General features: G+C 45.5%; 16 protein-coding genes. 9 read left to right on the top strand and 7 right to left on the bottom strand.

The window, feature by feature from the left end; genetic code table 11:
- Positions 1 to 9 precede the first annotated feature (9 nt).
- The 5 genes from N6H06_RS16700 (at position 10) to N6H06_RS16680 (ending at position 6,870) form a co-directional block, all read left to right on the top strand.
- Positions 10 to 1,092, top strand: a complete 1,083-nt coding sequence (locus tag N6H06_RS16700; protein ID WP_062749494.1) for a carbamoyl phosphate synthase small subunit — start codon at positions 10 to 12, stop codon at positions 1,090 to 1,092.
- A complete protein-coding gene (locus tag N6H06_RS16695; RefSeq protein WP_212953983.1) occupies positions 1,085 to 4,234 on the top strand; it encodes a carbamoyl phosphate synthase large subunit in 3,150 nt (1,049 codons plus the stop codon). Before N6H06_RS16700 ends, N6H06_RS16695 begins: the two co-directional genes overlap by 8 nt.
- A 1-nt stretch (position 4,235) precedes the next feature.
- Positions 4,236 to 5,180, top strand: a complete 945-nt coding sequence (gene argF, locus N6H06_RS16690; RefSeq protein WP_062749490.1) for an ornithine carbamoyltransferase — start codon at positions 4,236 to 4,238, stop codon at positions 5,178 to 5,180.
- 111 nt (positions 5,181 to 5,291) lie between these two features.
- Positions 5,292 to 5,984, top strand: a complete 693-nt coding sequence (locus N6H06_RS16685; protein WP_095305938.1) for a hypothetical protein — start codon at positions 5,292 to 5,294, stop codon at positions 5,982 to 5,984.
- A gap of 46 nt (positions 5,985 to 6,030) precedes the next feature.
- A complete protein-coding gene (locus N6H06_RS16680) occupies positions 6,031 to 6,870 on the top strand; it encodes an NAD-dependent epimerase/dehydratase family protein (protein WP_263707555.1) in 840 nt (279 codons plus the stop codon).
- Positions 6,871 to 6,924: 54 nt separating this feature from the next.
- Here the strand turns inward: N6H06_RS16680 and N6H06_RS16675 are convergent, their stop codons facing one another.
- On the bottom strand, positions 6,925 to 8,532 hold the full coding sequence (locus N6H06_RS16675) for a peptide chain release factor 3 (RefSeq protein WP_062749483.1): 1,608 nt from the start codon (positions 8,530 to 8,532) through the stop codon (positions 6,925 to 6,927).
- A gap of 145 nt (positions 8,533 to 8,677) precedes the next feature.
- On the opposite strand from N6H06_RS16675, the gene N6H06_RS16670 reads away from it, so the two are divergent.
- Positions 8,678 to 8,860, top strand: coding sequence for a ComZ family protein (locus N6H06_RS16670; RefSeq protein WP_095305936.1), 183 nt, complete (start codon positions 8,678 to 8,680; stop codon positions 8,858 to 8,860).
- A 195-nt stretch (positions 8,861 to 9,055) separates the two neighbouring features.
- Here N6H06_RS16670 and N6H06_RS16665 read toward each other — a convergent pair whose 3' ends face one another.
- Positions 9,056 to 9,307, bottom strand: coding sequence for a hypothetical protein (locus tag N6H06_RS16665; RefSeq protein ID WP_263707554.1), 252 nt, complete (start codon positions 9,305 to 9,307; stop codon positions 9,056 to 9,058).
- A 195-nt stretch (positions 9,308 to 9,502) separates the two neighbouring features.
- Between N6H06_RS16665 and N6H06_RS16660 the strand changes: the two genes are divergently transcribed.
- Complete coding sequence (locus N6H06_RS16660) at positions 9,503 to 10,438, top strand: beta-ketoacyl-ACP synthase III (protein WP_095305935.1); 936 nt, start codon at positions 9,503 to 9,505, stop codon at positions 10,436 to 10,438.
- A gap of 49 nt (positions 10,439 to 10,487) precedes the next feature.
- The gene (gene fabF / locus N6H06_RS16655; RefSeq protein WP_062749476.1) at positions 10,488 to 11,729 is read left to right on the top strand and encodes a beta-ketoacyl-ACP synthase II; all 1,242 of its coding nucleotides are present in this window, start codon (positions 10,488 to 10,490) and stop codon (positions 11,727 to 11,729) included.
- Positions 11,730 to 11,861: 132 nt separating this feature from the next.
- On the opposite strand, the gene N6H06_RS16650 is transcribed toward fabF, so the two are convergent.
- The 3 genes from N6H06_RS16650 to N6H06_RS16640 all read right to left on the bottom strand — a co-directional run bounded on the left by N6H06_RS16650 (position 11,862) and on the right by N6H06_RS16640 (position 15,319).
- A complete protein-coding gene (locus N6H06_RS16650; protein WP_263707553.1) occupies positions 11,862 to 13,961 on the bottom strand; it encodes a CBS domain-containing protein in 2,100 nt (699 codons plus the stop codon).
- 73 nt (positions 13,962 to 14,034) lie between these two features.
- On the bottom strand, positions 14,035 to 14,490 hold the full coding sequence (locus N6H06_RS16645; RefSeq protein WP_263707552.1) for a hypothetical protein: 456 nt from the start codon (positions 14,488 to 14,490) through the stop codon (positions 14,035 to 14,037).
- 235 nt (positions 14,491 to 14,725) lie between these two features.
- On the bottom strand, positions 14,726 to 15,319 hold the full coding sequence (locus tag N6H06_RS16640; protein WP_062749470.1) for a cell wall hydrolase: 594 nt from the start codon (positions 15,317 to 15,319) through the stop codon (positions 14,726 to 14,728).
- A gap of 409 nt (positions 15,320 to 15,728) precedes the next feature.
- On the opposite strand from N6H06_RS16640, the gene N6H06_RS16635 reads away from it, so the two are divergent.
- Positions 15,729 to 16,490, top strand: a complete 762-nt coding sequence (locus N6H06_RS16635) for a CAP domain-containing protein (RefSeq protein WP_062749468.1) — start codon at positions 15,729 to 15,731, stop codon at positions 16,488 to 16,490.
- Between the two features lie 70 nt (positions 16,491 to 16,560).
- On the opposite strand, the gene coaA is transcribed toward N6H06_RS16635, so the two are convergent.
- Entirely contained in the window at positions 16,561 to 17,511 is a 951-nt protein-coding gene (gene coaA / locus N6H06_RS16630; protein ID WP_062749466.1) for a type I pantothenate kinase, read from the bottom strand.
- Between the two features lie 123 nt (positions 17,512 to 17,634).
- Positions 17,635 to 18,387 (bottom strand): GTP pyrophosphokinase, encoded by a 753-nt coding sequence (locus N6H06_RS16625; protein ID WP_062749464.1) that lies wholly within the window; start codon positions 18,385 to 18,387, stop codon positions 17,635 to 17,637.
- Positions 18,388 to 18,428: the final 41 nt, after the last annotated feature.

Raw genomic sequence — 18,428 nt, 5'->3', positions numbered from 1 at the left:
GGTGAGCGGATGAAAGGCTCGATCGTATTGGAAACGGGAGAAACATTTGTAGGTAACTGGCATGGTGAACCTAAGCAAGTCGAAGGCGAAATTGTCTTTTTTACTGGCATGACAGGTTATCAAGAAGTGATAACCGATCCGTCATTTAAAGGACAAATTGTCGTGTTTACGTACCCGTTGATCGGAAATTATGGCGTTAATGAAAGTGATTTTGAAAGCAGCAAGCCGCAAGTCGAAGGCGTCATTGTTTGCGAAGCTGCCAGTGACCCATCACATTGGAAAATGAAAAAAAGCGTTGTTGACTATTTAAGTGAACACCGCATTCCTTATATGTCAGGGGTAGATACACGGGCAATTGTGAAACGAATTCGCCAACATGGAGATATGCGTGCAGTATTAACGACTGATTCCCGAAATGCCAATGTCCAGGAGACGAGGCTTTTGTCTGATAAGTTTGTTGTTGCCGAGGTGAGCGTTACAGATCCTGTCGTTTACAACGCCACAGGCACAACCCATATTGCCGTACTAGACTATGGCTGTAAACAATCAATCATCCGTTCACTTGTTAAGAAAGGCGTGAAAGTGACCCAGCTTCCATACAACACAGATTTTGCTGTGCTCGAAGCACTTAAACCGGACGGCGTGCTCCTCTCAAATGGACCTGGAAATCCGAAGCAGTTGCAGGCTTTGTTGCCAGGCATTAAAAAGGTGGCGGAAACGTTTCCAACGTTAGGCATTTGCTTAGGCCACCAGTTGCTGGCATTGGCCTATGGAGGCGATACACAAAAGCTCCGATTCGGCCATCGCGGTGCAAACCAGCCAGTGCTTGACAGCTGCACAGGACGTGTGTGTATGACTTCGCAAAACCATAGTTATGTAGTGACGGAAGAATCGCTCGCTTCATCGATCCTTGAGCCTCGTTTTTACAACATTAATGATCGATCGATAGAAGGCCTTGTTCATCCGAAACGGCCAGTAATGAGCATCCAGTTTCATCCGGAAGCAAGCCCAGGTCCAGTCGATTCGACTGAAATCTTTGATGCGTTTTTGGCGCCGCTTTTAAGCAAAGGGAGAGATCACCAATATGCGTAAACCACACATCAAGACGGTCCTTGTCATTGGTTCAGGGCCAATTGTCATCGGCCAGGCAGCAGAATTTGATTATTCCGGCACGCAAGGTTGCTTAGCGTTAAAAGAAGAAGGCATCCGTGTTGTGCTGTTAAATCCCAACCCAGCAACGGTTATGACCGATGATTCATGTGCGGATACGGTTTATTTTGAGCCGTTGTCGGTGGAGACGGTTGTCAACATTTTTGAAAGGGAGAAACCTGATGGGCTGTTGGCGACGCTAGGCGGGCAAACAGGTTTAAATCTCGCCTTGAAGCTTCATGAGCAAGGTTTGCTCGCCGCCTATGGCGTCGAACTGCTTGGCACGCCGATTGAATCGATCCAAAAAGGGGAAGACCGTGAGCAATTTCGTGCTTTAATGCATCAATTAAACGAGCCGGTGCCTGATAGTGAAATTGTCCATAGTGCGTCTGAAGCGCTTCGCTTTGCTGAACAAGCTGGCTATCCGATCATTGTCCGTCCAGCTTATACGCTTGGTGGTGCAGGGGGCGGGATCGCCGATTGTGAAAAAGAGTTAAAAGCAATCGTAGAAAATGGGCTTGCCCAAAGCCCGATAAGCCAATGTTTGATTGAAAAAAGCATCGCTGGCTTTAAAGAAATTGAATATGAAGTCATGCGTGATGAAAACGACACGTGCATTACAGTTTGTAACATGGAAAACATTGATCCTGTCGGCATTCATACAGGCGATTCCATTGTCGTAGCGCCATCGCAAACCCTTACCGACAAAGACTACCAAATGCTGCGTGCCGCGTCTTTAAAAATTATCCGCGCTTTAGGGATCATTGGCGGCTGCAACATTCAATTTGCCCTTGACCCGAACAGCGACCGTTACTATTTAATTGAAGTCAACCCTCGTGTCAGCAGGTCGTCGGCCCTTGCTTCAAAAGCAACAGGCTATCCGATTGCCCGAATGGCGGCAAAACTATCGATTGGCTACTATTTGCATGAATTAAAAAATCCCGTGACTGGCTATACATATGCCAGTTTCGAGCCTAGCTTAGATTATTGCATTGTCAAATTCCCGCGCTGGCCATTTGATAAATTTTTTACAGCTAACCGCAAGCTTGGTACGCAAATGAAAGCAACTGGTGAAGTGATGGCGATTGAACGTTCGTTTGAAGCAGCTGTCCAAAAAGCGATTCGCTCCTTGGAAATTGATGTAGCCGGCTTGGAAATGCCGGTGCTCACCGGCAGCGGGGAAAAGGAGCTCTGGCAGCACGTCCTCCAAGCGGACGACGCTAGGTTGTTTGCGCTATTTGAGCTTTTGCGCCGTGGTGAAACATGTGCCAACCTCCATGAGAAAACAAACATCGATATGTTTTTCTTGAAGAAGTTCGAAAAGCTGGTGCACTTAGAAAAAGAAACAAAGCAGCTATCGCTCGAATCCCTTTCAAAAGAAACGCTGCACCGGTTAAAAATGGCTGGTTTCTCGGATGAAACAATCGCCTGTTACTTAGGGGCGCCAAAGGAAAAAGTGACAGCCAAACGGATCGATTGGGGAATAAAGCCAGCCTATAAAATGGTTGACACATGCGCTGCTGAATTTGAAGCGGCAACTCCTTACTTTTATTCGAGTTATTGCGGAGAAAACGAAGCCATGCCGAGTGGGCAGAAAAAAGTGCTCATTATTGGCTCAGGACCAATCCGCATCGGCCAAGGGATTGAGTTTGATTATTGTTCAGTCCATGGCGCTAAAGCGGTTCGCAAACAAGGCTATGAAGCAATCATTATGAACAACAATCCTGAAACAGTAAGCACCGATTATGCCACCGCAGATAGACTATACTTTGAGCCACTCTCTTTTGAAGACGTATACGCCGTTTGCGCGTTGGAACAGCCAGAAGGCGTCATTGTTACATTAGGCGGGCAAACAGGAATTAAATTAGTGCAGGAGCTCGAGGAAGCTGGCCTCCCTGTTCTTGGCGTATCTGCTGATACGATTGACATGCTTGAAGACAGAGAACGTTTTTATGCATTTATGAACAACATTGGCGTCCCCCATATTCCTGGCGAAACAGCCAATGATTTGGAAGACGCCTGCTGCCGTGCTAAGGCAACGGGCTATCCAGTACTTCTCCGCCCTTCTTATGTTATTGGCGGGCAAGGGATGGCGCTTGTTTCTAGTGAAAGGGAGCTGACTTCTTATTTACAAAACCATGAGTACAGCGGTTTGTTTCCATTATTGATTGACCATTTCATTGAAGGAATCGAAGTCGATGTCGATGTATTAACAGACGGCAAATCAATCCGGATAGCTGGCATGTTTGAACATGTCGAAAAAGCGGGTGTCCATTCAGGCGACAGTACGGCCGTTACACCGCCCCATACTTTATCGGCAGATATGTTGACACAATTGGAAGAAGCGGCGAAAAAAATAGCGACTGGCGTTCACTTTCGTGGCCTCTTTAATATTCAGTTTGTTGTTGCCGGCGACCGCTATTATGTGATTGAAGTCAATCCTCGGGCATCACGGACAGTACCGCTGCTTGCCAAAATTTACGGAGAGCCATTTGTCGAACAAGCAGTGAAGCTCATGCTAGGCTGTTCCATCAATGAGCTAGCTCCCCCGAAAAAACAAGGCGATTTTGTTGCCGTAAAAGCACCGGTGTTTTCATACAGCAAATTAGCAGGGCTCGATCCACTTCTTGGTGCGGAAATGAAGTCGACTGGAGAGCTGCTCATGATAGGTGAAAGTGTAGAAGAAGCGTTTGCCAAAGTGTTTGCTCCCTTTGAAGAACCAATCTCTTTGTATAAACCAAGGACAGAAAAATCGGTTTTTGTGGCCCTTGCCGATGAGCATAAGCACGATTTTTCTGAGATTTTGCAGAAACTAGAAGAAGTAGGGTGTAAGTTAGTAGAAGACGATTTTACCAAGTGGGTAGAAAGCCCCCATGCGTGTGCGCTAATCAGCGTGCCGCCTCTTGGCAAGCGTGACGGAGCAAATATGCGAATGGCAGCACTGGCCAAACAATTGACCGTGATCTCAGCAAAAGAGACAGCCACAGCAATGCTTGCTTATTTTGAGCAATCGAAAAAAAGCTGCAAGCCAATCCAAGAATGGCATCGCTTGCGAAAAACGGAAATGGCAGGGGAGACGAATTAACATGGAGACAGTAAAAACAAAGTTGACGGGGAAACACTTGCTTACGCTACTTGACTTTACGCCAACGGAAGTAGCCCAGCTGTTAGAAGAGGCTAAAGCGTTAAAAGCAGCCTTGAAAAAGGGGGAGGCTCACGCTCTTCTTGCTGGCAAATCACTTGGGATGATTTTTGAAAATGCATCGACGCGTACACGCGTTTCCTTTGAAGTTGGAATGACGCAATTAGGCGGCCATGCCCTCTTTCTTAGCAGTCGCGATTTGCAAATAGGCAGAGGAGAACCTGTGAAAGACACGGCCAATGTACTTTCTCGTTATGTAGATGCGATCATGATCCGCACGAACTCCCATAAGAAAGTGGCTGAATTTGCAAAGCATTCTTCTGTACCGGTTATTAACGCCTTAACAGATGCTTTCCATCCTTGTCAGGCGCTGGCAGACGCATTGACCATCATTGAACATAAAGGTACACTAGCTGGAAAAAAACTTGTCTATATTGGCGACGGCAACAATGTTGCTCATTCCCTTCTTGCTGTAGGCGCCAAAACGGGCTTGGATGTCACAGTAGCTACCCCGAAAGGTTATGAAGTTGATCAAGCGATTTTTGCTAAAGCGAAAGAAGCGGCTTTGCAAACAGGTGCCAAGCTGGTGAGCACAAATGACCCCGAAGCAGCCGTGGCAGACGCTGACGTTCTTTATACGGACGTATGGGCAAGCATGGGCTACGAGCAAGAGCAAACGAGCAGAGCAGAAGCGCTAGCTCCTTACCAAGTCAATCATAAGTTGGCAAAGGGAGCGAAAGACAATTATCTTTTCTTGCATTGCTTGCCTGCCCATCGAGGCGAAGAAGTAACCGCTGACGTTATTGATGGCCCACATTCAGCTATTTATGACCAAGCAGAAAACCGCCTTCATGTGCAGAAAGCGATTTTGACCGCCCTTATCCGTTAATCGCACATGCTTTGGAATAAGAAAAGGTGTTTTCTTGTTTTCAGCCTGCTCTTTTTTTCCATCTTGCACATAGAATAGAATAACGACGAATAAAAGCAGGAGAGATACAGAATGCCCGTCTATGTTCGCTATATTGACCTTAGTGGATATACGTACAGTTATAGCTTGCCAGAGCGTCCAAATGGGTATGCGGTGTTTGTGATGGCGGACGACGACTCTCCTTATAAAGAAAAGGCACGTGTGCTTGCAAACAGCCTGATAGAGAAAGGTTACACAGTATTAACAGCCTTTCGCCTAAAAGCACATTGGGGTTCGCCAAAAGCGGTTGCTCATGCTAGACAGGTCATTTCCCTTTTTTTAAAACAAGAAACAGTGAATAAACGGATTTTTATTTGTGCTGAAGGGGCGAGTGCACTAATTGCCAAACAACTATTAGCGGATGCAACACTTGAAGTGAGGGCTGCTGCTTTTATCAAGCCAGTGTTGTCATTAGAAGCGGCCTTTCAAGCGATCAAAAAAGACGAATTAGCTGGCAAACGCTTTTTAAAGGAAGTCAAAGCAGCATACAAGATAAACGGACAAATCGATGTCGCATACTTGCGGGCTATTGACCAGCAGCAGCGCTTAATAGATAGCAACCGCCCACTTGCAGCAACGCGTATTTATCAATTATTTTCTGAAGCAACTGCGCAACCGACCAACCTATCAAGCGCCCAATATGCAGACCATTACTTTTTAGCTTCTTTACAAAACCCAGTTGAGTTAAGCAAGCAAATGGCTTCCTTTTTTGCTTCTTTCCATTGAAAGTTTGAAGATGACGAGATCGATTAGGAAAGGGGAGACAAGGACGGTGAAGCATGTCAAAATTGCGGGAGGGCTTGGGTTTATTGGCTTCCATTTGGCGCGGAAGTTGCTTGATGAAGGCTGTTTCGTAACGGCTGTTGATTCATTAGAAAAGCGTAGCGAGTTGAAACTTACGTTGGAAATGGAGCTTGGCCGCAATGCCCACTTCACCTTTTTGCAAACACAGATTGAACAGGCTGATTTTGGTGATGCGGATGTGGTGGTTTATGCAGCCAATAATGAAAATCGGGATGCTTTAGAAGCGGTTTTACGCCAGTGCCAGTCTGACTGTTTATTTGTGTTTTTGTCAACGACGGATGTTTACGAGAATAGCGGTGAATGGCGGATACAGCCAGTGACTGAATATGGGGAAGTGATGTTGGCGCAAGAAGAGAAAATTCGCGCGGCTTGTACAAAAACAGGGTTTGCCGCTGTGATTATCCGTTTGCCGACTGTTTACGGACTGCATCAACCTTACGACTTAAAATTCGGTAGACAGTTCGTTTCTTATGAGGATGGAACAGGCAAAACGGAATCCATGCATGATCTTCTCTATATTGACGATGTGACAAACGCTTTAGCTGCAGCGATGGCGATTGACAGCGGACACCATACGATTCATTTAGGTAGCGGCACATTCAATCCGTTTGACCAGACAGGGGATAGCAATTGCCTTGATTATCAAAAAGCCCATGAACTACTAGGCTTTTTTCCACGGACTTCTTTAGCAGAGGGCATTAAAAAATACCAACTCGCCAACGAAAAATGGCAAAGACAAAAAAAACTTACAGCGATGTACGATGAAACAAAGAGCATGGCAGTTAAGCATCCAAACACAAATCATTGACGATAATAATAGAAAAACGGCAGTTGAGAAAAAGGCAACTGCCGTTCTTTCTATTTACTCGTTAATACTGTCCTGGTAAAAGGAGTTTTCGTAGAAATGGAGGCCTGGATATTTTTCTTGTGCTGTCCTCATTTGGAATTCATTTTCAAACAAAGCAACAATCCGGCCTTCTCTGTCGGTGACAAGGTTGCGCTGTTTCTCTTTCAATCGTTTCATATCTTCCTCACCACCACTGATCCAACGGGCAAAGGAAAACGGCAACCGCTCCATTTGGATATCCACATTGTATTCAGCATGGAGGCGGTGCTCCAGCACTTCGAATTGGAGCACGCCGACCACGCCGACAATTTGTTGTTCAACGTACTTATTATAGGTTTTAAATAACTGGATCGCTCCCTCTTCCGTTAATTGTTGCAAGCCTTTTTCATATGATTTGTGTTTTAATGCTTCTTTAACCGTAATGCTTGCGAAGTGCTCTGGTGAGAAATGAGGCATTTCATTAAACTCAAACGGTTCGCCGACGACAAGGGTGTCGCCGATTCGGAATGTGCCTGGGTCAAATAAACCGATAATGTCGCCAGCATATGCCTCGTCAACAATGCTACGGTTTTGTGCTAAAAATTGTGTTGGTTGTGAGAGTTTTAGTGGTTTGTTGGTACGGACATGCTTAACGTTCATTCCCCGTTTAAATGTACCAGAAGTGATCCGCAAAAAAGCGACGCGGTCCCGGTGCTTAGCATTCATATTGGCTTGCACTTTAAAAATAAAACCGGAAAAAGAATCCCGTGAAAGGGGATCTATCGTCCCGATGGAGCTCTCACGCGAGGCTGGCGCTGGAGAAAGCTTCAAAAAATGATCAAGAAACGTTTGTACGCCAAAACTTGAAATCGCCGAACCGAAAAACACCGGCGTCAGTTCGCCTTTGTCAATCCGTTCTTTGTCATATTCATCGCCAGCGACGTCAAGGAGTTCTAGCTCTTCCCGGAACTGACGGACAAGTTGTTCATCGCCGATTGCCTCATCCAGCTTCGGATCGTTTGGCCCGCTTAGTTGAATCGTATCGATCGCCTTAGGATTGGCAGGATTGTATAATTCTAGTTTTTGCTGGTGACGGTCATAAACAGCTTTAAATGATTGGCCCATGCCAATGGGCCAGCCCATTGGGTATGAACGAATGCCAAGGAGATTTTCTAGTTCCTCCATTAATTCAAATGGGTCACGCCCTTGACGGTCAAGTTTGTTAATGAACGTGAAAATCGGAATATTGCGGAGGCGGCAGACTTTAAAAAGCTTTTTCGTCTGTGCTTCGACTCCTTTGGCAGCGTCAATTAACATCGCGGCAGAATCGGCTGCAGTCAATGTGCGATACGTATCCTCCGAAAAATCTTCGTGGCCAGGCGTATCCAGAATATTGACATGAAAGCCATTGTATTGGAATTCAAGCACAGAGCTTGTAACCGAGATGCCACGCTGTTTTTCAATTTCCATCCAATCACTCATTGCATGTTTGCTATTTTTGCGCCCTTTAACTGTCCCTGCTTCACGAATAGCGCCGCCAAAAAGAAGCAACTTTTCGGTTAATGTTGTTTTTCCGGCATCGGGGTGGGAGATAATCGCAAAGGTACGCCTCGCTAAAATTTCTTCTTTTAATGCTGGGTTCATGAATCAACCTCATTTCCAAATCGATTTTTCCATTATAGCAAGAAACAGCCCTGCTTTCATCTTCGAAAAGCAAATCGTTCAGTCCTTGCCATCGAGCAACCGTTCAGTTATCTTAAAAGAGAATACATAAAAAGGGGTTATTTAAATGGAACAGCACGAAAGAAATTTAAAATTTATGGAAATCGCCATGAAGCACGTACCTGAAGCGCGAAAATTGCTAGAAGGCAAAGGCATAGAAGTAACAATGGATGAATTGCAGCCGCTGCTTGCATTGTTGCTTAATGCCATGAATAAAGCGTATGAACTTGGGTTAAACGAGCAGGAATGATAAAGTATAACCGGTAAGCGCAAACTAGTACACGGGTTTGTACAAGCATTACAGAGCGAAGTGCTAAAGCAGGCTGATACAAAGGATGTGTGCGCTTGCTGTCACCCCTATGATGAAACAGAGACAGAACGAAAGTATGGAAGGAAGAAATGATCCACCAATGGTTTACGCATTGATGGATAAAATGGACACGAGCTATTCGCTCTCTTTCGTTTCTTTTTTGCTCTGCCAAAATTCTTTAGCCGCGCCAATGACAGGTTTGACTTGTTCAATAATAGGGGAAATTGCTTGGATTAGGGCAATAATTTGAACGAGCTGGCTTGTGTTGTCTACTTCATCTGTCGCTTCTGGCGCTGGTTCTGCTTCTTGTTTAATTGGTTCGCTTTGTCTTGGCGGCCTTGGGCCAAACATCATTGTTGAGAAGAAGTCTTGCTCGCTATTGCGCATATTTACGCCTCCTTCTGTTCCTTTCGTTTTTTATTAGTGTATAGCCATTCGCCGTAATCGTGAAACGGCATGCGCCCGTTCTCGCCATCATTTAGACAAAAACGTTCTGGACAGCAACAAAAATGGTTGCTAATATTAGGATCAGGTACTAATTTTAAAAACTCGTCTTTTTTAAAAGTAGGAAGGGGTAGGCGTATGCCAAAGGCAGGAATTTTAGGGCTCGGTCGTTATGTGCCGGAGAAACGTGTCACAAACCATGATCTAGAAAAGTTTTTAGATACATCTGACGAATGGATTAAAAGCCGTACTGGGATTGAAGAAAGGCGCTTTGCTGAAGGTGTGGAAACATCTGAAATGGCTTATGAATCGGCGCTTAGCGCCTTAAAAGCTGCAAGGCTTTCAGCAGAAGAGATTGATTTAATTTTGGTGGCGACCGTAACGCCTGACATGGTTTTTCCAACGGTTTCGACAATGATCCAAGACCGCCTTGGTGCAAAGCAAGCAGCAGCAATGGATATTAGCGCAGCTTGTGCAGGCTTTATTTATGGCGTGGCTACCGCTCAACAATTTATTGAAACAGGCGCCTATAAGCATGTGCTTGTCGTCGGTGTTGAAAAACTTACAAAATTTGTGAATATGGAAGACCGTAATACCGCCGTCTTGTTTGGCGATGGGGCTGGAGCCGCGATCGTTGGGCCGGTAGCAGAGGATAAAGGCATTCTCGCTTTTGATCTTGGCGCAGACGGTTCAGGTGGCATGCACATTAACAAAAAAGGCCCTTTTATTGAAATGAATGGCCGAGAAGTGTTTAAATTCGCCGTTCGGCAAATGGGAGATGCTTCTTTGCGCGTATTAAGCAAAGCAGGCCTAGGAAAAGAAGATGTCGACTTTCTTGTCCCCCATCAAGCGAATATTCGTATAATGGAAGCCTCTCGTGAACGTTTGGAACTTCCCCGTGAGAAAATGTCCGTAAATGTAAACAAATATGGAAACACTTCGGCTGCTTCGATCCCGATTGCGCTAGTGGAAGAGGTTGAACAAGGAAAAATTAAAGACGGAGACGTCATTGTGCTCGTCGGCTTTGGCGCAGGCCTAGTGTGGGGCTCGTTGGCTATTCGCTGGGGCCGATAACGAAAGGCTGATGATGGAAAAGTAGGAAGAAGAAAAGGAGCGATACAAAGTGGAAAAACGACGTGTAGTTGTAACAGGCCTTGGGGCGGTTACACCGCTCGGGCTCAATGCAAAAACATCTTGGAAGCAGGCAAAAGCAGGAAAGTCGGGCATTGGCTATTTGACCCGCATCGATGCTAATGCTTTTCCAATGAAAGTGGCGGCAGAAATTGCTGACTTTGACCCGACTGTTGCGATTGATCGTAAAGAAGTTCGGAAAATGGATCGCTTTACCCAGTTTGCGGTTGTTTCAGCCAAAGAAGCATTAGCGGACGCCGGGTTAGAAATTACAGCTGAAAATGCTGATCGTGTTGGCGTTTGGATTGGCTCAGGTATTGGCGGGATGGAAACGTATGAAAATCAATTCCGCATCTTTTTAGAAAAGGGTCAACGCCGCGTTAGCCCATTTTTCGTGCCGATGATGATTCCAGATATGGCAAGTGGGCAAGTGTCGATCTTTACAGGAGCAAAAGGCCCGAATTCGTGCTCGGTAACGGCGTGCGCATCAGGGACAAATTCAATCGGGGACGCCTTTAAAGTGATACAGCGAGGCAATGCTGACATCATGATTACAGGCGGAAGTGAAGCCCCTATTACCAATATGGCTGTGGCTGGTTTCTCATCAGCAAAAGCCATTACAACAAGCGATGACCCGACAACGGCTTCGAGGCCATTTGATGCCAACCGTAGCGGTTTTGTCATGGGCGAAGGAGCAGGGATATTAATTCTGGAAAGCTTAGAGTCTGCAAAAGCGCGAGGCGCCCATATTTATGCGGAAATTGTCGGCTATGGCTCAACAGGGGACGCCTTCCACGTCACCAGCCCTGCTCCCGAAGGAGAAGGAGGAGCGCGCAGCATGCAAGCAGCAATTGACGACGCTGGACTAGCTCCTGAAGAAGTTAGCTACATTAATGCCCATGGAACAAGTACGGAGTTAAATGATCCTTACGAAACAAAGGCGATTAAAACCGTGTTTGGCGAGCACGCCTATAAACTGGCAATAAGTTCAACAAAATCAATGACAGGGCACTTGCTTGGAGCGGCTGGAGCAGTGGAAGCCATTTTCTCGGTGAAAGCAATTGATGAAGAGATCATCCCGCCGACGATTAACTTGGAAACGCCAGACCCAGAGTGCGACTTAGATTATGTACCAAACGAAGCGAGACAAGCACCTGTTCATGTTGCTTTAAGCAACTCACTCGGCTTTGGCGGCCACAACGCCTCTCTCGTATTTAAAAAATGGGTTGAATAAAACACACCAATTAGACTGATAGAAAACGCTTGTTAGACGAGTAAGCTGAGAATGATTATATGAGTGAGGCAAACGACGACGTATGGGAGCGTCTGTCTATAGTCTAAAAGAGGCTGGACATCACCAGCCTCTTTATTTATGTTTCTCAGCAATCCAAGCAAGCGCTTGGTCTTTCGTAGCAATACGTTCGTCAAGTTGTAGGCATTCGATTTCGAGCAACCATTGTGAAAATGCAGGCCCTGGTTGGTAACCAACTTTAAGCAAATCAGCCCCTGTCAAAAGTGGCTCAAGCTGTCTACGTTTTTCGGCATAACGACGTAAGAGCGGGCTGAGCGGAAGTTCGGCCTCGCTATAAAAGCGAACGATTTCGCTTGAAATTTGCGCTAAGTCGCGATGCGCTTCCCCGATTGAGGCTGTTGACGAAAGTCGTTGCCAAACTGGCAAGCCTGCTTCTTCAGCTAAGCGTTTTTCTTGCTTTGTAAGGGCGTAATGGCTTGCAACATCGAGACGTTTGCAATCGACAGCGCCAGCTAGTAAAAACAACATGCCATCATTCAAACCATGCTGTTCTAAATTGGCCATATGCTGCCAGGCTCGCTTGGAGAAAGGGGCACCAAACAAGGTTGTCCATACATGGAGGTCTGCCAATTGGCGAAAGCCTTCAAGAAGAACGCCTTCATTAGCCAGCCATTCAAGTTCCTGCCGCAAGCGTTTAGCACTAATGTGATGCAGAGCAGCACCTGTTTTGGTTGCCTGGCGTAGCGTCTCGGGGGAGAGGCTGAAGTTTAGGCGCAGGCCAAAACGAACAGCGCGGAAAAGCCTAGTCGGATCTTCTACAAAACTGAGCGGATGAAGAATGCGGATTTGGTTATGCATAAGTGCCTGTTTTCCCTGAAACACATCAAGCACATTTCCGAACGAGGATCGATTGATTTGAATCGCCATCGCATTTATAGAGAAATCCCGCCTTGCCAGGTCTTCGAAAATCGAAGCAGGACGGACGGTAGGCAATGCCCCTTTTTGCAAGTAAAATTCTTTTCTACACGTCACAATATCTATTTCCTGTTCGTTTACCCAAGTGGCGGTGCCAAACGACTCATGGCTACGCACGCTTCCGCCAAACGCAGTTGCCAGCCGCTTGGCAAAGGCAATTCCATCCCCTTCAACGACCAAGTCAATATCTTTGTGTGGGCGTTTTAAGAAAAAGTCGCGTACAAGGCCGCCAACTAAAAAGACAGGTACTTGGAGTTCGTCAGCAAAAGCGCCAATCTTTTGCAAAAAAGAGAATGTTTGCTCACCAAAATAAGACGCGAGCTCAGAAGGGGCAATGGCCTCCTTATTCGGATAAAGCAAACGGACGATGTCTGTTCGTGTTACGATGCCAACCGGTTCATTGTTGTTGCCAACAACAGGGAGACGGCCGACCTCAGTAGAAGCTAGATGCGCGCAAGCAGCATCAATCGAATCGTTTGCCCGAAGCGTGGTGATAGGCGCACTCATCACTTCGGTGACTTGTACTTCTCCCATGCCAAACTGGCGTGCTTTGGCGAGGTCCATACGCGTAATAACGCCTGCTAGTGCCCCAGTCTCATCGACAACGGGAAAACCGCTATGTCCCGAACTAAGCAGCGTTTGCCACACTTCATCAACGAATTGGGATGCTTGTACAGTTACAACAGGCTTACTCATTACAGAAGCGACTTTTTCAGACAGTGGCGTCTGTTGCAAATAGTCGTTGACTACGCGCAAATCAGCGCCTTTTTCAAGTAAGTAGGCACAGGCATCGGCATCACTAGCCGTTGTTGAAGGAAGCGTTAAATGATTGGTGCTGCTATATAAACCTAGAGCAAAAAGCGTGGCTTCTATAGGCGTTACCGGAATTTGTTTTCGCTTCATCTCATAAATGAGGGAAGTGATTGGCACTCCTCTTTTAGTCGCTTTGATCGTTCGCCATAAATTCGTCTCAGTAGCTGAAGCGGGCAACGAGCGATAAAGGCTTCCCTGCCTTTCATCTTCCCAATCGACAAATAGAAGCTCATCTACCTCGTTCCATGAAAGCTCGCCATCGTGCTGAAAGGAAAAATCCGTTTTATAGTCATCCAAAAATCGTTTGACAGCATGTTGGTAAATCGGCGGAAGCACAGCAATGCTACCCGAATGAATTTTTTTGGCCGCGGCAAGAATAGCAAGGCCATGAAAATCAAGATTGTTGAGGCTGACAATCGCTTTCATATAAGCCGCCTCCTTTTGCTTATTTTTCTTCTCTAGTAGTATACCAAAAAAGCAGCGGCATAAGACGCTGCTTTTAACAGTAGCAGTCCATGGCCAACCCTTCTCCGCCAGCAATTAGGCTCATGCTTGTTGGTGGGGAAGCTTGTTTGAAAGCGTCAGCTAAAATGGCCGCCTCGTCAGCGTTAAGAAACGGTCTGCCAGTTGATGCTGTTTTCGTGAGCAGCCCGTGTTTGCTTAACTGATCGTTTAGACGTTGATAAAAATGAGCGGTTTTAAAATGGCAAGATAGGGAGAATACCCAGTCGCTCAGGCGCTCTGCCCCTTGTTTCGTTACGTGTCCCATTTTGGGTGCTTTTGTATGACGTAGAGCATGGCCGTAAGCGAGCAGGCTATTAGCAGACGTATCGCTTGTTGTTTTTTTAGTCGATACGATCCGCTCAAGCGGTGACACCACTGCTACGTAGTTTGGCTGGACGCCTCTGTTTATGTCAAGAGCCGTCACACGTTCCAGTCGAAGCCCTTTTTCCATACAGACCCCTCCTCAATAACCGTTATTCCCTGTTATACGCCGTTTGAATCAACAATAGCACAGCAAGCGCAAAAAAGCCCATACCACCACAAATGGCATGAGCTTTCAGACTATAGACAAACGCTCGCATCCTTCGTTGTTCGACTCGGCTGACAAGCACTTTCTATCAGTCTGAATTTGTTTAAAAGAAACCTATACTTGTGCAAGTTTCATTTATTCGTTTATTGTCTAGGCGTTACTTGGCAAAAATATGGTCGCCGATAACGAGTGTCTGCTCCCGTGTGGCTACCCAACCGCTTGTTGCTGTTTTCGGGTTATAGAAATAAAGCGATTGTTGACCTTGGCCCCGGAACGCTAGGGCTTCTGTCACAGCTCGTCTTGACTCGTCATCAGGCTTATTGTTAATGGCGCCATCCAGGACAGGGGAAAAGGCATAATGGCCAGATGGTGTTACTTCATAAATAACATCGTGCACAGTATCTGGATAATTTTCATTGTCAACTCGATTTAGCACAACAGTAGCTACCGCGACTTTCCCTGCATACGGTTCGCCTTTTGCCTCAGCGCTGACTAGTTTAGCTAAAAGCTCTCTCTCCGCAGCGGAAACAGCTGCAGGAATCGTTAGCGTCTCGCCAGCTTCAATCGCAGAATCGGAAAGATCGTTGACTTTCATAATCGCTGCTTCTGGGACGCCATACCGTTGACTTAGTGTATATATGGTCTCGCCTGGCTGAACTGGGTGTGTAAGTTGTTTTGCATCGGCTGGTTCAAGCGCAGCAAAAGACAATCCAATTGAGCCAAAAATGAGGAATATAAGTTTTTTGATCATAACCCTATGCAACTCCTATCATCAGTGAATCTAGTGTGCACAAAAATCGCACGTTAACACTGTAACAGATTCTCATAAAAAAAGAGCTGAAAATGTTTTCCAAGCTTCGCATAGAAGGCAGCCGATGTGTTCATAGCAACGCTGAAGCCAATTTGTTACGCAATGGTTACAATTAGAGCCTCGTTTTACAGTTGTGTAACAGTTGAGGAGAATTTCCAGTTGCTTTTTTGGAATATAGCGGCGATCAAGCCGTTAATGGCCGAGCCAATTGTTCTATTACAAAACGTTTCAAGATGCCACTATATGAATCTTTTACCATAGAATCCGATTCTTTTTGTATGCTAGGATGTGTGTGTATCTGGCGAACAGGGATACGAATACACAGTACGCAACGATTAGGAGGATATTCATGAAGAAATTAGTTATCTCTACATTAGCTGCTGCTGCCATCGTAGGAGCAGGCTTTTCTAACCAAGCCGATGCTGCTGGCCAATATAAAGTTCAAGTGAAAGGGCCTTACGTCTACACAGCTAGCGGTGATTGCGTGAAAGTCGATCTGAATGAGCTAAAAGAGCAATTTGGCAACATCGATTGGTCGAATGTGAATTTGGAAGATTTAGATTTTGTTACTGATCTCATCAATAAGGAAGAAGCGCCAGCGCCAACTCCTGAGGAAGAAGTACAACCTGAGGCACCAGAAGTAGAAGCAGGCGAGCCAACAAACACACCTGAAGAACAGGAAACGGTAGAGGAAGAGCCACAACAAGAGGAAAGCGATGCATCTGGTGATGTGACTCAAGAAGAACAGCAAATGGTTGACCTTGTTAACCAAGAGCGCCAAAAAGCAGGGCTTCAACCTCTAAAAGTCGATCAAAAGCTAACAGAGGTAGCTCGTGTCAAAGCACAAGACATGATCGACAACAACTATTTTGACCACAATTCACCTACGTATGGTTCTCCATTTGACATGATGAAGCAGTTTGGTATTTCTTATAATACAGCTGGCGAAAACTTGGCTGGAAACCAAACAGTAGAAGCAGCACATAACGCCCTTATGAATTCACAAGGACACCGTGAAAACATTTTGAACAGCAACTACACGGAAGTAGGCATTGGCGTAGTTGACGGCGGTCCTTACGGCAAAATGTTCGTGCAATTGTTTAAAGGGTAACACGCCAAAAAAAACTCCGCAGCTAAAAGCAGCGGAGTTTTTTTGTTTCTGCAAGTCAGGTATAAGATGTTTATTTCCGCAATTGGACTTGCTCAACGCGATGATGGGCGCCTTTTGTTAAGATCAAATCGGCGCGAAGGCGTGTTGGCTTAATGTTCTTTTCTAAATTAACGCCATTAATGGTATGCCAAATCGATTCCGCCATTGCAACCGCTTCTTCATCAGTTAAGTCGCGGTAGCGGTGAAAATACGACTCGGGCTTTTGGAATGCTGTGTTACGGAGCAGTTGAAAGCGCTCGATATACCAAGATAATATGTCTTTTTCGTCTGCATCGACATAAATGCTGAAATCAAAAAAATCAGAGACAAACACATGGGGCATGCGCTTGCCTTTTCGGTTTACTTGTAGGACATTAATACCTTCGACAATGACGACATCCGGTTTTATCAACGTTTGGATACGGTCTTTTTCAATGTTGTAAGTCAAGTGGGAATACATAGGTGCTTTTACGACAGGCGTGCCTGCTTTTAAGTCTGTCAAAAAAGTAAGCAGGCTGCGGATATCGTAACTTTCAGGAAAGCCCTTCCGTTTCATTAGACCTCGTTCTTCCAGCACTTCATTTGGATATAGAAAGCCGTCTGTTGTGACAAGCTCCACCTTCGGAGAGCCAGGCCATCTTGAAGCCAATGCTTGAATCAGCCTTGCGGTTGTGCTTTTTCCGACTGCAACGCTCCCAGCTATGCCAATGATAAATGGCACGCGCTTCCGTTCCCTTTTTAAAAAGCGGTTTAAATCGTCATGAAGCCTCACATTATGGATCATTCGTTTATAAAGTAATTCAGATAAAGGCATGTATACATCATTCACTTCTGCCTCAGATATCGTTTCATAAATACCTTCGAGGTTTTTCCGCTCTTTTTCCGTGAGAGGAGCGCTAAGCCCGTCGTTTAGCTGTGCCCATTCTGCACGAGTGAAGTGAGTAAAAGCCTCTAAGCTTTTTGTTAATTCATCCGTTGTCATAAGGATCTCCTTTGCGGGTTGAGCTTACTTCAATAGATGAAGCGTAGCACGGCTGAAACGGATAATCAAGAATAGAACACTTGAGCGAACGTATACATGTAGGAAAAGATTTGTTCACACGCCTTACAAATCATCAGGTAAGTTTTGCAGGCTTTCTAGCAATTTTCGAGGAATTGCGAATGTGTGGCTGTTTAATTGCAATTGTTCGCTATCGCCTGGCTGTGTCGCTTGCTTCTGCTTGACCGCACTCATTTCGTGATGGAGATGTTCCATTTTTTCATCAAGTGCAGCAGCTGAATGGGCGGCTTCAGTTAACTCTGAAATGAGTTGTTTAGGTACATTTTGATTGTATTTATAAAAGATCTTATGTTCGAGGCTGGCCCAGAAATCCATAGCAATGGTACGGATTTGGATTTCTACAAACACTTCTTCTTTGCGCGCGGATGTATAGACAGGCACTTTCACAATCATATGGAGGCTACGGTAGCCGTTTTCCTTAGGCTTTTTAATATAGTCTTTCACTGTGACTACATGCATGTCGCTTTGTTTTCTTAACATTTCTTCGAGCCGGTAAATATCAGAGAGAAACGAACAAGTAATGCGGATGCCAGCAATGTCTTGGATGGAATTTTTTAAGACATGCAAATGGAAAGGGATATTTTTACGCCTCGCTTTTTCAAAAATGCTCTCCGGCGATTTCAAGCGCGTTTTCACATGTTCAATTGGACTGTAATCATGCATTAATTCGAATTCTTCTTGCAAAATGGAAATTCTTGTTTCCATTTCGTCTAAAGCAAATTTATACATCATCATAAATTCCGTTAATTGTTGTTTTAGCTGTTTTGCTTTTTCGAAAGTAAGCAAAGGATCATTCATTGTCGGTCACCTCTGCCTTTCATTTTGGATTTGGCACTAAG

Source organism: Shouchella tritolerans (assembly GCF_025770735.1).
GTDB lineage: Bacteria > Bacillota > Bacilli > Bacillales > Bacillaceae_D > Shouchella > Shouchella tritolerans.
This window is presented reverse-complemented; position numbering and strand designations above follow the sequence as displayed.